The organism is Chryseobacterium arthrosphaerae, assembly GCF_001684965.1.
Classification (GTDB): Bacteria; Bacteroidota; Bacteroidia; order Flavobacteriales; family Weeksellaceae; genus Chryseobacterium; species Chryseobacterium arthrosphaerae.
Genome location: NZ_MAYG01000001.1, coordinates 45,677 through 58,848, shown reverse-complemented (window position 1 = coordinate 58,848; position 13,172 = coordinate 45,677). Strand labels below are relative to the sequence as shown.

Annotated in this window: 11 protein-coding genes and 3 tRNA genes; 6 read left to right on the top strand and 8 right to left on the bottom strand. The window is 38.0% G+C overall.

The window, feature by feature from the left end; translation table 11 throughout:
- The first annotated feature begins 174 nt into the window (after positions 1-174).
- A complete protein-coding gene (locus tag BBI00_RS00225) occupies positions 175-969 on the top strand; it encodes an FkbM family methyltransferase (protein ID WP_065396876.1) in 795 nt (264 codons plus the stop codon).
- Between the two features lie 9 nt (positions 970-978).
- Positions 979-2,457 carry a lipopolysaccharide biosynthesis protein gene (locus BBI00_RS00220; protein WP_065396875.1) on the top strand — a complete coding sequence of 493 codons (1,479 nt, stop codon included), beginning with the start codon at positions 979-981 and terminating at the stop codon, positions 2,455-2,457.
- Positions 2,458-2,476: 19 nt separating this feature from the next.
- Here the strand turns inward: BBI00_RS00220 and BBI00_RS00215 are convergent, their stop codons facing one another.
- The 4 genes from BBI00_RS00215 to BBI00_RS00200 all read right to left on the bottom strand — a co-directional run bounded on the left by BBI00_RS00215 (position 2,477) and on the right by BBI00_RS00200 (position 7,112).
- Positions 2,477-3,523 carry a hypothetical protein gene (locus BBI00_RS00215; protein ID WP_065396874.1) on the bottom strand — a complete coding sequence of 349 codons (1,047 nt, stop codon included), beginning with the start codon at positions 3,521-3,523 and terminating at the stop codon, positions 2,477-2,479.
- Between the two features lie 164 nt (positions 3,524-3,687).
- Positions 3,688-4,542 (bottom strand): glycosyltransferase, encoded by an 855-nt coding sequence (locus BBI00_RS00210; RefSeq protein ID WP_065396873.1) that lies wholly within the window; start codon positions 4,540-4,542, stop codon positions 3,688-3,690.
- A gap of 70 nt (positions 4,543-4,612) precedes the next feature.
- Positions 4,613-6,013: an aspartate ammonia-lyase gene (gene aspA / locus BBI00_RS00205; protein WP_065396872.1), complete on the bottom strand. Its 1,401-nt coding sequence runs from the start codon at positions 6,011-6,013 to the stop codon at positions 4,613-4,615.
- 73 nt (positions 6,014-6,086) lie between these two features.
- Positions 6,087-7,112, bottom strand: coding sequence for an N-acetylmuramoyl-L-alanine amidase (locus BBI00_RS00200; protein WP_065396871.1), 1,026 nt, complete (start codon positions 7,110-7,112; stop codon positions 6,087-6,089).
- Between the two features lie 136 nt (positions 7,113-7,248).
- Between BBI00_RS00200 and BBI00_RS00195 the strand changes: the two genes are divergently transcribed.
- The 3 genes from BBI00_RS00195 to BBI00_RS00185 all read left to right on the top strand — a co-directional run bounded on the left by BBI00_RS00195 (position 7,249) and on the right by BBI00_RS00185 (position 7,539).
- Positions 7,249-7,333, top strand: a tRNA-Ser gene (locus BBI00_RS00195).
- A gap of 15 nt (positions 7,334-7,348) precedes the next feature.
- Positions 7,349-7,423, top strand: a tRNA-Pro gene (locus tag BBI00_RS00190).
- 42 nt (positions 7,424-7,465) lie between these two features.
- Positions 7,466-7,539, top strand: a tRNA-Arg gene (locus tag BBI00_RS00185).
- 245 nt (positions 7,540-7,784) lie between these two features.
- On the opposite strand, the gene BBI00_RS00180 is transcribed toward BBI00_RS00185, so the two are convergent.
- The gene (locus BBI00_RS00180; RefSeq protein WP_065396870.1) at positions 7,785-8,474 is read right to left on the bottom strand and encodes an MBL fold metallo-hydrolase; all 690 of its coding nucleotides are present in this window, start codon (positions 8,472-8,474) and stop codon (positions 7,785-7,787) included.
- Positions 8,475-8,530: 56 nt separating this feature from the next.
- Entirely contained in the window at positions 8,531-9,118 is a 588-nt protein-coding gene (locus BBI00_RS00175; protein WP_065399559.1) for a Crp/Fnr family transcriptional regulator, read from the bottom strand.
- 251 nt (positions 9,119-9,369) lie between these two features.
- On the opposite strand from BBI00_RS00175, the gene BBI00_RS00170 reads away from it, so the two are divergent.
- A complete protein-coding gene (locus BBI00_RS00170) occupies positions 9,370-10,194 on the top strand; it encodes a 5'-nucleotidase, lipoprotein e(P4) family (RefSeq protein ID WP_065396869.1) in 825 nt (274 codons plus the stop codon).
- Positions 10,195-10,376: 182 nt separating this feature from the next.
- On the opposite strand, the gene BBI00_RS00165 is transcribed toward BBI00_RS00170, so the two are convergent.
- A complete protein-coding gene (locus BBI00_RS00165) occupies positions 10,377-11,507 on the bottom strand; it encodes a tetratricopeptide repeat protein (RefSeq protein ID WP_065396868.1) in 1,131 nt (376 codons plus the stop codon).
- Positions 11,504-13,150, bottom strand: a complete 1,647-nt coding sequence (locus BBI00_RS00160; RefSeq protein WP_065396867.1) for a helix-turn-helix domain-containing protein — start codon at positions 13,148-13,150, stop codon at positions 11,504-11,506. The genes BBI00_RS00165 and BBI00_RS00160 overlap by 4 nt, the downstream gene beginning before the upstream one ends.
- Positions 13,151-13,172 lie beyond the last annotated feature (22 nt).

Genomic DNA, 13,172 nt, shown 5'->3' with positions numbered 1-13,172 from the left:
ATTCATCCTATTCTACAAAGCGTCTCTGTGACAAATTGAAAACAGGTTAAAGTTCAGCTCATTACAAAACACAACACAAAGCCTATCTATTGAAAATCAATAAATTATATTTAACATTTTTTAAGATAAGTTTTACATTTTTGTTTATCTTTGCTGTTCGTCAAAAAGCTCAGGATGTCTTTATACCAAAAAATTGCAGAAAAACTACAATATATAAGTCCGAATTTCTACAAAAAAAGATACTTTAAGAACTTAAACAATCTTAATAAAAATAATTTTTCGGAACGCAATGTAGAACCGGAACTGGTATGGATCAAAGAATACCTTCCTAAAAATGCTGTAATACTGGACATTGGTGCGAATGTAGGAACCTTCCTCTATCAGCTGGAAGATAAATTGGATCATGAACATATTTATGGTTTTGAACCCAATAAAAAACTGTACAGACGGTTGAAAAGACTGTTTCCCTCCATGCGCATTCTTCCTCTTGCCCTTTCTGACGAAAATATGATGGCGGAATTTAAAGTTCCGGTAATCAACGGAAAAACAATTGCTTCCCGCGGGACTTTAAATACTTCTTACAAAGAAAAAGGAGAAGAAAAAAGCTATACGGAACAGGTAAAAGTGATCAAGCTCGATGAATGGGCTGCCCTCGAACATTTCAACAGGCTGGATTTCATCAAAATAGACGTTGAAGGAAATGAAATAAAAACCCTTTCCGGAGCCAGAGAAACCATCAGACAGTTCCACCCTACCTTAATGGTTGAAATGGAACAGAGACACCACCAAACACCTATATGGACAGAAATTTCCGAAGTGGAAAGCTGGGGATATAACGCCAAGTACCTCAACCGGAACAGCTTTACGCTGGAATCTCTTACAGAAGAAATTATATTGCAAAATACAAACGACGAAAAAAATAAAACTCAGTACATCAACAATATTATTTTTATACCTAAAAACATTTAAAACAACTTTATGAGTGTAGTAGCGAGACAAGGCTTCAAATATTCCATTATCGGTTATATTGGTTTTTTGCTGGGCACGGTTTCCGCAATATTCATTTTTCCGAATGATTTTGAATTTTATGGAAAGCTTCGCTACAGTATGCAGACTGCTGAAATGCTTGTTCCTTTTGTGGTATTCGGAATCTCATATGCGAATGTAAAGTTTTTTAACTCCCTGCAGAAAGACGGTAAAAATCAGAATATGCTTTCGCTTTCGCTGATTACGATCTTGATCAACTTTCTCATATTCACCACGGTATTCTTTATTCTTCCGTATTTTTATCCGAAGTTCATTCATTCGGAAGCCTGGAAAATTAAAGAAATTATCCTGCCTTTAATTTTGATACTGTCACTCTGTGCTATTTTCAACAAATACACTTCCAATTATAAAAGAATCGTTGTCTCTAATATTTTTGACAATCTTTTTCCTAAAATAGCCAATCTTGGTGCTTTTTGCCTGTTCTTTTATTTTTCCCTGTCTCAGAATATTGCACTGGCGTTTTTCTTCGGCGTATTTGCGTTAATGCTTTTCGGTTATATTTATTACACCAATAAGCTTGAGAAGATTCATTTTGATTTCAGTACGGATTATTTCAAAAAGAATAATTTCTGGAAGGAATTTATGAATTACAGTTTCTTCGGTTTTCTGGGAACGTTTGGAAATTACCTGGCCATCAATAGTTTTATGATCGGAGAGTTTATGGGAATGGAGGAAAATGGTATTTATTCTGTTCTCTATGCCCTGATTTCCCTGATTTCAATTCCACAGCTGGGGCTGTTTAATATTTCAGCACCAATTATCAGCAAAAATCTGGCTGACGGTGACATGGAAGATCTGGACAGATTTCACAAGAAAACCTCTTTAACATTATATTTCCTGGGAGCAGTGCTCTTCTCATGCATTATGGTAGGCTTTCCTTACCTGACGCAATTCATGCCGAAAAACGGAACCATGCTCAGGGAATACGAACCTGTAGTCTGGATCTGGGGTTCTGCGGTGCTGATCGATCTGGCAACCGGTTTCAACGGAAATATTATTTCCCTTTCCAAGTATTACAGATTCAATATTCTGGTCATGCTTTTATTGGCAGGATTAACGATTGGGCTGAATTATTATTTCATTAAAAACACAGATCTCAAACTGATTGGAATTGCCCTGTCTACAGCTATTTCTCTGACCATTTATAATGTCGTGAAAATCATTTTCAATTATATCATGTTCAAAGTTTCACCTCTGAGCATTGAAATGATCTTTGTTTCCATTATCTGTACTCTGGCGATCACCGTAGCTATTGTTCTTCCGAACTTCAACAGCAACTTCATCAACCTGGTTTATAAGCCTGCGGTTGTTTTAGTACTGATCTACATCGGTAATTATTTCACGAAAATATTCCCGATTGAAGATTATCTGAACATGCGGTTTATTAAAAGTATTTTAAAAATCAAATAAAATCAGGAAGGATTCTGTCTTAAATGTGAATAAGACTGCTTAAAAGGCGCTTCAGATCATGCTGAACCTCTTCCTTTCCGTAGACTTTCTGAAAGTCGAAATGTATGGCTGAAACTTCTTTTAACTGCTCAAAGATATTTTCTTTTTCCGGAATGATAAAATGCAGTTTCGACGGATAATTCTGCGGGAAAATCGCCAGTTTACCATAAGTTATAGCATCACCTATATTTCCGGTCATCTTAGTGATTCCGTAGGTTTCTTTCATGCTGAAAAACTCTGTTCCCTGCCGGATCGGACACCACAGGACATCAGCTTTCTGCATCCATTTTTCAAAACCTTCTGAAGGCACTCTTTCAGGAAAGTAAGTGATCCTGATATTGTCCGGCAGTTGTGAAGATAAACTTTCAAGCTCCTTCAGTTCATGGCCGGCTGCTTTTCCAAGGAATACAAATTCACACTGATCTGTGTTTTTTATAGCCCGGATGGTTTTAAAAATATAATGATAATCCCTTCTTTTCTGTGAAACTCCCCCGGGAATAACCACCGTAAGTTCTTTATTTCCGGTCTTATCAAAATTTCTTGTGTAAAACAGGGGTAAAAACTGATATTTTCCTGAAACCAATACTTCATCCAGCACCAGAAGAGCCCCGGAATTCTGATAGACCTTCGTTTTATAAAACAGACCTTCCTTCAGCCATAGCTTTAATCTGAATATCACATCACCTTTAAAAATACTTCGAAAAAGATTTATTTTTGAAGCATTGATAAAGTTGAGATTGTGAGTAATAATAGCTGTATTATATTTTTTTGTGAGGGCAAAAAACGTATTGAAATAGCGATGAACGGTTCCTATAATCACCAGATCATATTTTTTCACTTTCAGCTGCTCCAGGATCATTGAACTGTCTGATAAAAACACGGATTCATCATGTGAAATGACCTGATCTTTAATTTTTTTTGAAAAATAATAGTCTACAGCAAAATCCTGGGCTCCTTTCATAACATCTATGAAAGCCTGCGCAATTTCTGCATGAGTATCGATTTCTATGTAAGCTATTTTTTTCACCTGCTGATAGGGATTATGTCTTTGATTTTATAAGTTTTTGGCTAAAGCCAATTGATTTTTCCTGTTTTGTTTAAACGGGCTAAAGCCCGTTCCAATTGAATATATTCCGTTTTGTTTATGATAACGCCGGTTTTTAAAGCAGCTTCATGACGATGTTTTTCCCTCTATATCTTCAGCCATTTTTTCTTCAACATTTTCCAGCGTTGGTTATTAACCACTTTTTGTTCCTCTTTAGTGATCTTAAGTTCAAGTTTCTTTGATCTGCAGCTTTCATAAGCATTAATGATATCAAAGAAAAACGATGGAGATTTGCTTTTCATTGCTTCTTTTGAAGCGGCAATATAAGCCAGGAACCTGTTCAGCCCTAAGAAATAGAAATACCTGCCATAGTAATCTGCCGGTCTGATGGTGTAGTCAGCTCCCTTTACTTTAATCAGCTTTACGTGAAGTTCCGGAATAACAACTTCTTTCCAGCCCAGGTTTTCCAGCAGAACAGAGTCGATATTATCCCAGCCTAATGTTTCTCTCAGGCCCCCCATCTGAATAAAGCATTCTTTACGGTAAGCCTTCATAGGTCCTCTTACGTGATGCTTATTGGAATTCCCTTCATATACCCAGTTTCCGTCTTTTTCTACATACAATAGCCCTCCTGTCAATCCGTATTCAGGGTTCTGTGTAAAAGCATTGACCACTGTTTCAAGATAATGTTCCGGAAGGATGATATCGGCATCAAATTTACAGATGATATCAAATTCATCAACAGCTTTTGTCTGCAGGCCGCTTTTAAAGGCATGCACCACCTTGGAACCTGGCTGGTGTTCAGATTTCTGAAGATTAACGGTTTCAAACCTGCTATCAGTTCCTGTATAGGCTTTTATAATTTCAGGAGTTCTGTCTGTGGAACCGTCATTCACTACCACTGTTTTGAAATCTCTGTGGCTTTGCAGCTTTAAAGAATCAAGGGTAAATGAGAGGTTGTCTTCTTCGTTATGGGCAGGAATTATAATTAAAAACCTCACGAATTATGGTATAAATGATGAATAATAAGTGGTAAATTTTTTGAGGTCATTTACCACTTATTGTTTTTTATTATTTGTTATGCGGTTTCAGCATATTTTTCGGATCAAGAATTTCATCCAGTTTCTCCTGTGAAAGAACTCCTTTCTCAAGGACAAGGTTGTAAACACTTTTTCCGGTTTCCAATGCTTCTTTTGCGATCTGTGTCGACTGCTTATAACCGATATATGGGTTCAAGGCTGTTACAATACCAATGCTGTGTTTTACCATATTCAGACAAACTTCCTTATTGGCTGTAATTCCTGTTACACATTTGTCACGAAGCGTGTCTAATGCATTGCAAAGGAAATTGATATTTTCCATGATAGCATGTGAAAGTACCGGTTCCATTACGTTAAGCTGTAGTTGTCCTGCTTCTGCGGCAAAAGTTACTGTAAGGTCATTTCCGAATACTTTGAAGCAAACCTGGTTCACCACTTCCGGGATAACAGGGTTTACTTTCCCCGGCATGATGGATGATCCCGGCTGCATCGGAGGAAGGTTGATCTCAAAAAGACCGGCTCTTGGTCCTGATGATAATAATCTCAGGTCATTACAGATCTTTGACAGTTTCACAGCAAGACGTTTTGTGGCTGAAGAATAGATAACATACGAACCTGTGTCAGGTGTTGCTTCTACCAGGTCCGGCGCCGAAACAATCGGGAAACCTGTAATCTGGGCCAGGTTTTTAGCACAAAGGGTTGCATAGCCTACCGGAGCATTTAATCCTGTTCCGATAGCTGTTGCCCCCATATTCACTTCTACAAAAAGGCCGGCATTGTTATTCAGTTTGGAAATATCTTCCTCTAAAGTGGCTGCATAAGCCTCAAATTCCTGTCCTAAAGTCATTGGTACAGCATCCTGAAGCTGGGTACGTCCCATTTTGATCACATCCTGGAACTCTACTCCTTTCGCACGGAAAGCAGCTACAATACTTTCAAGTCTTTCTACAAGCCCTGCATTCATCTGCAGCAATCCCATTTTGATCGCTGTAGGATAGGCATCATTGGTAGACTGGGAAAGGTTGATATGATCGTTAGGAGAGCAGAATTCATATTCTCCTTTATTTTTTCCTAATTTCTCCAATACGATGTTGGCGATTACTTCGTTTGCATTCATATTGATGGAAGTTCCTGCCCCACCCTGGATCATATCTACCGGAAACTGGTCATGATATTTTCCTTCTACAATTTCGTCACAAGCTTCTGCTATTTTAAAATACAGGTTTTCGTCAAGAAGTCCCAGTTCATAATTTGTTTTTGCTGCTGCTTTTTTTACAAAAGCCAAACCTTTGATGAACTCAGGATATGAAGACAAAAGCTGTCCTGAAATTTTGAAATTGTTGATAGCTCGTTGTGTCTGAACCCCATAATAAGCGTCTAGCGGCACATTCAGTTCGCCCAATAGATCGCTTTCTTTTCTGAAATTTTCCATTACAGATATTTTACTGTTTTTGATCGTTTAAAGATAGCAAAAACGCATCTAAACGATGCGCTTTAATTTGAATTTATTTTGCCGGATACTTTAAGTTTAAAGCCTGCAGTATCGCCCATGTTTCGGCATCCATCACTCCGTCATAGTTTTGCGGACGGAAATGATACTGGAAAGCCTCAATTGTTTTCTTGGTAGCATCATCCCATTTCCCGCTCAGCTCCATTCCGTATCCAAATTTCTGTAATGCCGTCTGGATGCTGAAAATAAACGTAGGATCGCTATATCTTGTAACAAATTCTGTCTGGGCAAGATCGAAGTAATTTTGCTTGGCCGCTTCATCGTACCACATTCCTATCTGGTATTGATCATATAGCTTCTTCCATGGGAACATAGGACCCGGATCCTGTTTTCTTGTAGGGGCTATGTCTGCATGAGCCAATACATTAGTTGGTGGAATCTGGTATCTTGTAACAATATCTTTGACCAGCGCCGCCACTTTTTTCATCTGATCATCACTGAATGATGCAAATATTCTTTTACCGGTACTGTCTGTTGTATATCCTGTGTTGACAATTTCAATTCCTATGGAAGTATCATTAAGATTCTTGTCATTTCTCCATGAACTTACACCGGCATGATATGCACGTTTGTTTTCATCTACCAACTGATAGATCTCATTATCTCCTGTATTATTTACAAGATAATGGGCACTTACAGCCTGCTGGGTAAGAACAGTAACTGACTTATCGTCCGGAAGAGCCGTATAATGCAATATCAGATAACGCTGTCTGAAGTTTTGTGCAACGGCAGGGAAATAAGTTTTTACCACTTTATATCCGGCCGGTTTTGCAGATACTATAGAACCATAGCTTGCCGTATTATCATTTTTGGCAGGATCTGCTATGTTGGTTGTAAAAAAATCCACTCCGTGATCGGATACAACTTTTGGTTTTGGCGCTGCCGGAGCCGGTGTCTGAACGGCTGGTTTCGTCTGTGCTACCGGGGTTTTCGGTTTGTAAGTATTTTTTTTCACATTTTGCTGGGAAGTACATGAAAAAACAAAAGTGCTTAATCCGATGATATATAATGTCTTACGCATCAGTTTGGGTTTTTAACAATTTATTACTTCAAAAATACGTTAAATTTTTCTTGAATTTTATTTGGTAAATAAAGAAATCTGTTCTATATTTGCACTCGCAATAACGGAACAACGATCATTAAAAAATAAACAAAAAGGAGGGTTGCCGGAGTGGTTAACGGAGCAGTTTGCTAAACTGTCGACGCGAAAGTGTCGCAAGGGTTCGAATCCCTTACCCTCCGCTCTTCTTATATATTCGGGGCGTAGCGTAGTCCGGTCATCGCGCCTGGTTTGGGACCAGGAGGTCGCAGGTTCGAATCCTGCCGCCCCGACTTTTTAATGCGCTTATTGACTAAGCGGGAATCAACTTTTAAGGGTGCGTAGCTCAGCTGGATAGAGCATCTGCCTTCTAAGCAGACGGTCAAAGGTTCGAATCCTTTCGCGCTCACAAAAACCTCATCATTTTTATGATGAGGTTTTTTGTTGTTATTTGATTCTGAATTCAATGATTCAATATCAACTAAAGAAGGAGGTACATGACTATATCTGCTTTATAAGAATCAATTTCATGAATTCTATTCTTTTCCTCCTCAGGAATATGACATAAGGTGATAAAACTTCGCATTAATTCAATTCCATCAATACAAACAATAGTACCCCCAACTTTTGAAACTGATCCGATTACAGTCCGATCTATCCTAAAATAGCCGCACTGCATTTAGCCACAAATTGCTCAAACTTCCGATCTGTATTTTGCATAACCGGTCCATGGCCGAAGCAGATAACAGAAGGGTTCAGTTTTGCTAATTTCCAGAGCGACCTGACGTTGCGCTGCTGGTCTGATGTAAACATGTTTGGTGGAAGATGCAGTCCGGGTACTGTAGTAAGCAGGTTCATATTTGTAGCTGCATCACCAATGATCAGTACACCATCCCGCTCCCTGAATAAAGAAATATGACCCGGTGAGTGTCCGGGTGTTTCTATTACCCGGAAGTTTCCGATTTTATCATTTTCAACGACTGTTCTGTCTACTTTATGCCCCTGGCCTGCCCAGTACTTTTGCTGAAGCTTTGCCACCCAATGTTGTGAGTTGGGGTAATCTGTGGTTACCATACCTGTTTCAGTCCTGAAAATTTCATCGGGATGACACAGTAAAGGAATTCCGAATTCAGCACATATCTGATCGCTACAGCCCTGATGGTCTGCATGCGCATGTGTCAGTATATGCTGATCAACAGGGATTTTGTGGAGCGCTTTCTTTACAGTGGTATAGGAACTCCGTATTCCGGAGTCTACCAATACACCTTCGATAATATAGCAATTGATGCTATTTCGTGGCATCAGTGGAATGTGGAATACTTCAGGAGCAATTTGACGTAGCATAATTTTTTTTGTGCAAATCTACATTGCTGACAGGAGCCCAAATAAGGACATTTGTCCTATAATGTGTTGGGCCTGTGTATCTGTCCCTTTGCCCGTGTAAGCGATCGCTGGGTAACGCCCAGGTATGAGGCCAGATCCTGCGTGGTGGTGCGTTGAACGAGCATCGGTTCGTCTGACAGGATATGACGGTATTTATCCACAGCCGACCTGTTATTGTAATTCAGCAGATACCGTTCCTTTTGGTTATACTCCTGCTCCATCACCCATTTTATCACTCCGTTCCAGGCAGTGACCTTGCCAAGCAGATGCTGATAGTCTGCATATCCTATCCTATAGATTACACAATCTTCTATAGCCCTGATACTCCTTTTTGATTTTTCCTGCTTCACAAACTCCGGAAATGAGGTGACAAATTCATTTTCAAACTTAAAGCAGGTTATATTTTCCTTTCCTTCTTTGTCGACAGCATATGCTTTTACAGCACCACTGGCAATAAATCCAATATGGCGGCAGGGTTCATCTTCACGAATAAAAAAATCACCTTTTTTTAAGTGAACCGGTTTGAAGAATTTTACAGAAAAGTTGATTTCCTCAGCTGATAATCCTCCTGTTGAGGATAGGTAATTTTCAAATATGTCAGTCATTTTTCTGTTTTTTTGTCCTTTTGCTTTTTCCTGAGCGGTTATGGATCGAATATAAGATCCGGTGTTCAAATCTAGCCATTATTGTATATTCAAAAAAGGATGCATTTAAATTTTAAGCAATTTTATAAACCTAGAAGGTTTTGAAAACCTGTTAGGTTGTGTAAAAATAAAGTATTTACTCTTATAATAGAAAGTATTGAGTTGCAGCAAAAATCAAATTGTTATAATTTTGTGATCTCTATTCTAATTCAATGAAAAATTTTAAATACATCCTCTCAGGCAGTTTTCTGGCTTTGTTAGTATCATGCCAAACAGCTGCTCCGGTTTCAAAGGTTTCCAATGAGAATACTCCTTATCAAAACCTGGGACATAACGGAAAAATATATGCCGCATTTTACCAGCAAAGAGCGGCCGAATATGAAGCACTTTGCCTGCAGGCCTATAATATAGCAAAACTCCGACTGGATGAGGCTTTAGCGCAAAAATCTGATAAGCCGTTAGCCATTGTTTCAGATATTGATGAAACATTTCTGGATAATTCCTATTATGCTGTTGAGCGTTCAAAAATGGGAAAGGATTATGATCAGAAAACATGGGAAGAATGGACGGCCAAGGGAATTGCAACACCGCTTACCGGTTCTCAGGAATTTTATCAGTATGCAGCAAGTAAAGGTATACAGGTCTTTTATGTTACCAACCGTGCAGAACAGGAATGTGCAGGGACTCTGAAAAACTTAAAAAAGTACAATTACCCTCTTCAAAGCGATGCCAATTTAATCCTCCGTTCAAAGGAAAGCAGTAAGGAAAACCGGAGAAAGGATATTGCCAGAAATTATAATATTGTTTTGCTGCTAGGTGATAATCTTGCTGATTTTGCTGATATTTTCGATAAAAAATCGGAAGCGGACCGTTCTGCAGCTGTGAAAAGTGTAGCCAAAGATTTCGGTAAAAAATTCATTATTATTCCGAACGTTGGCTATGGAGATTGGGAATCTTCATTTTATCAATACAAATATGATTATACTCAACAGCAGAAAGATTCTATGATGTATAATGCTGTGAAAGCTACTCCTTAAAATCAATTCATATTAAAACTCACAATTTTTATTGTGAGTTTTTTTATAGATAGTTTAGAGATTTCCACCAATGTAACAATTCCCACTATTTTCAATAAACATAAATTATAATTCCTAATTCATTATCATTGCTTTATAATTTAAATAAAATACATAATTTAATATATTTTCATCAATATCAACTAATCCCTGATAAGAGCCTTAATCTCTTCCCTGAATTTCTCATTCTTTTTCCTGATCCTAAATACCATATATGAAAAGATACCCAGAATAACCGCCCCCGCAATAATCACTGCTGCCATCAGATAATTATAATGGCTTACGACTTTTTCGCTTCTCTTTTGCGTTTCTACATTGTGAACATCTATAGCGTGATTGATAGAGCTTAATTCGTTCTGCTCTCTTTTGAATTTTGTTTCAATGTATTTTTTATTATAAATCTGGTAAAGACCAGGTTTCCCCATTGCCAGATAATTATCTGCCATTTCTTTATAAATACCTTCATTAAGAGTCAGATCACCTGCTTCCCTGCCTAATTCTTCAGCTTTGATTAACTGCTCCAGCGCTGCCTGATTCTGATGTTTCTGTTTGTTCATCTCTGCCAGACCTTTCAGGGCGAAAGCTTCAAGGCTTTTAGCTTTGATCTGGCCTGCTAAGTTCATCGACTTCATAAAGGCAGTTTCTGCTTTTTCAGGCTGATTGAGAGTGAGATAACAATGTCCGATATTATAATAAATAATACTCTGATTAAAGTAGGTTTTCTCTTTTTCTTTTATTTTCCCGAGATTTCTGATCGCAATTGAAAATTCCTGAAGTGCAATCTCAGGATTCGACTGGCTTTTATAGATCATGCCCCGCAATGCAAAACTCCGGGCTGTCTCAAAATACCTCAGGTACGAATTTTCAGGAAGTTTCACCAGGTACTCATCAGCTTCATCCAATGTTTCAAGGCTTTTGCTGAAAAGCTCCATCTGCTGGTACTGCATAGCGGCTGCAATTAAAAAACTGGTATGGACTTTAGGGTCATTTGTCTTCTGTACCAATTCTCTTGCTTTTAAAATATACCGCAGAGATTCATCAAAGTTTCTTTTGGCAATGCCTGCAGTGGATAGAATCAGATAAATTTTGATCGATTTGTGGACATCCTGTTCTTTCTGAAGCAGTTTTTTCCCAATGTTTATAGCTTTTTCAGGATTATTATAAAGTTCCTGATTCGCTATTTTCATCAGGGAATCATCAGAAATGTTCTGCCCGGAAAGCGGTGTCTGACAAAACAGTACACCCACCAGAACAATATGGATAAAGAATTTCATGACTTTTTATTTTTGATAATTTCCTGAATATAGGTATAAGGTGACATTCCCGTCACCGACTTAAAAACATTGGTAAATGCCCCGTGTGATGAAAATCCTGAGTATTCTGCCAGATAGCTCACTTTATAATTAAGATAAGCAGGATCCGTTTTCAAAAGACGTGCGATATGATTAATTCTCAGTTCGTTAATGTATCCGTTGAAATTCTTTCCTTTGTTGTTATTGATCACCTCAGACAGGTATTTGGTATTAATGCCTGTCTGTACAGAAAGAATAGCCAGTGACATATTTTTATTCAGGTAGCGGTCTGACTTTTCCCAGTCTTTCAGTTTCTGTAGAATTTCTTCTTCCTTTTCTTTTGATATCTTGGAAGGATCTTTATCAGGATTTTTGCTTTCCTGTACTGTTTCGCCTTTGGGTTTTTCAATGATTACAGTCACAGGCTCTTCTTTCACTTTCAGTTTTTTAAAGAAGTCAAGCTGTTTTTTCATATCCTTCCCTCTTGCTGATTCATTTAAGAAATAAGCTACAGTTCCCACAATGAGAATCAGCATAACAAGACTGATCAGCCTGAGCTGCTTGAGCTTATTCTGTCTTTCAAATTCAATATTTTTGCTATGGTAGGTTTCCAGCAGCTTTACCACATATTGTATTCCTTCTTTTTTATTGGCGTCCAGTTTAGCCTTCTGATCAGTATACAGATTATTGTAATCATAATATTTCTTATCATTATTGAGCGCCAGGTAATTGCGGGCAAACAATTCATAAAATATGATCTTCAGATCATTATAGGGAAGGTTTTGAATTTCAGAAAACCCTTTTTCAAGATGTTTTATAGCGGCAGTATAGTCTTCTTTTAAAAAGAAATAGCGGGACAGGTTTTCGTAAGCAAATGCAGTAATAAAAGCATTGTTTCCATACCTTTCCACATCCCGGATCACATCATCCAGTAATTTTTTTGATTCCTCCAGTTTATTCTGCCGCAACAGGAATGAAGACCGGAAAATAATATTTTCCCACTTGATAATTCTGTTTTCTTCATTGTTATTGTCCAGATAAACATCACTTTTGTCAATATTAATTAAAGCAATGTCATAGTTTCTCGTAATTCCGGCATTGATTGCCTGAAGCTGGAACAGTTTTGCAAGAACCATCCTCTCTTTACCGTTACTGCTCTTCAAGAGTTCAGGATTTTTCAGGATCCCGGCAATGATTTTTTTCGACTGTCCGTATAGTCCCAGATTCTGATACTGATCTGCCAGATTATAATCATCAAACAACTGGATAAAACGGGAAAGATGCCCCTGAAGATTTTCATCTTCTTTTTGGTTAGAAATGCTTACAGACTGTACATAGTTCCCCTGCAAGGCATAAGCCTGGGAAATAATATTCCGTAAAATAACTTTATGTTCAATATTCTTATCACTGATCAGAAGGCTCTGTGAATAACTGATGCATTCTTCGGGATTCTGATATAATTTCTGAAAAGCTTTGTCTGTCAGAATACTGAAATCCGGAGCAGCCTGCCCGTTGATAAAAACCGGACACAACATGATGAAAAACAATATCAGCCTATTACTTTTCAGTATTTTTTTGAACATAAGGATCATTTTCCCACTGTTTTTATTTGATATTCCTATCATTACTCCTTTTAAAACCCAAAAA

Excerpts from the sequence above, each read along its gene's own strand:
- BBI00_RS00225 (WP_065396876.1), top strand. The coding sequence starts at position 175 with ATGTCTTTATACCAAAAAATTGCAGAAAAACTACAATATATAAGTCCG.
- BBI00_RS00220 (WP_065396875.1), top strand. The coding sequence starts at position 979 with ATGAGTGTAGTAGCGAGACAAGGCTTCAAATATTCCATTATCGGTTAT.
- aspA (WP_065396872.1), bottom strand. The coding sequence starts at position 6,013 with ATGGAAAATTTCAGAAAAGAAAGCGATCTATTGGGCGAACTGAATGTG.
- BBI00_RS00200 (WP_065396871.1), bottom strand. The coding sequence starts at position 7,112 with ATGCGTAAGACATTATATATCATCGGATTAAGCACTTTTGTTTTTTCA.
- BBI00_RS00180 (WP_065396870.1), bottom strand. The coding sequence starts at position 8,474 with ATGCTACGTCAAATTGCTCCTGAAGTATTCCACATTCCACTGATGCCA.
- BBI00_RS00175 (WP_065399559.1), bottom strand. The coding sequence starts at position 9,118 with ATGACTGACATATTTGAAAATTACCTATCCTCAACAGGAGGATTATCA.
- BBI00_RS00170 (WP_065396869.1), top strand. The coding sequence starts at position 9,370 with ATGAAAAATTTTAAATACATCCTCTCAGGCAGTTTTCTGGCTTTGTTA.
- BBI00_RS00165 (WP_065396868.1), bottom strand. The coding sequence starts at position 11,507 with ATGAAATTCTTTATCCATATTGTTCTGGTGGGTGTACTGTTTTGTCAG.
- BBI00_RS00160 (WP_065396867.1), bottom strand. The coding sequence starts at position 13,150 with ATGATAGGAATATCAAATAAAAACAGTGGGAAAATGATCCTTATGTTC.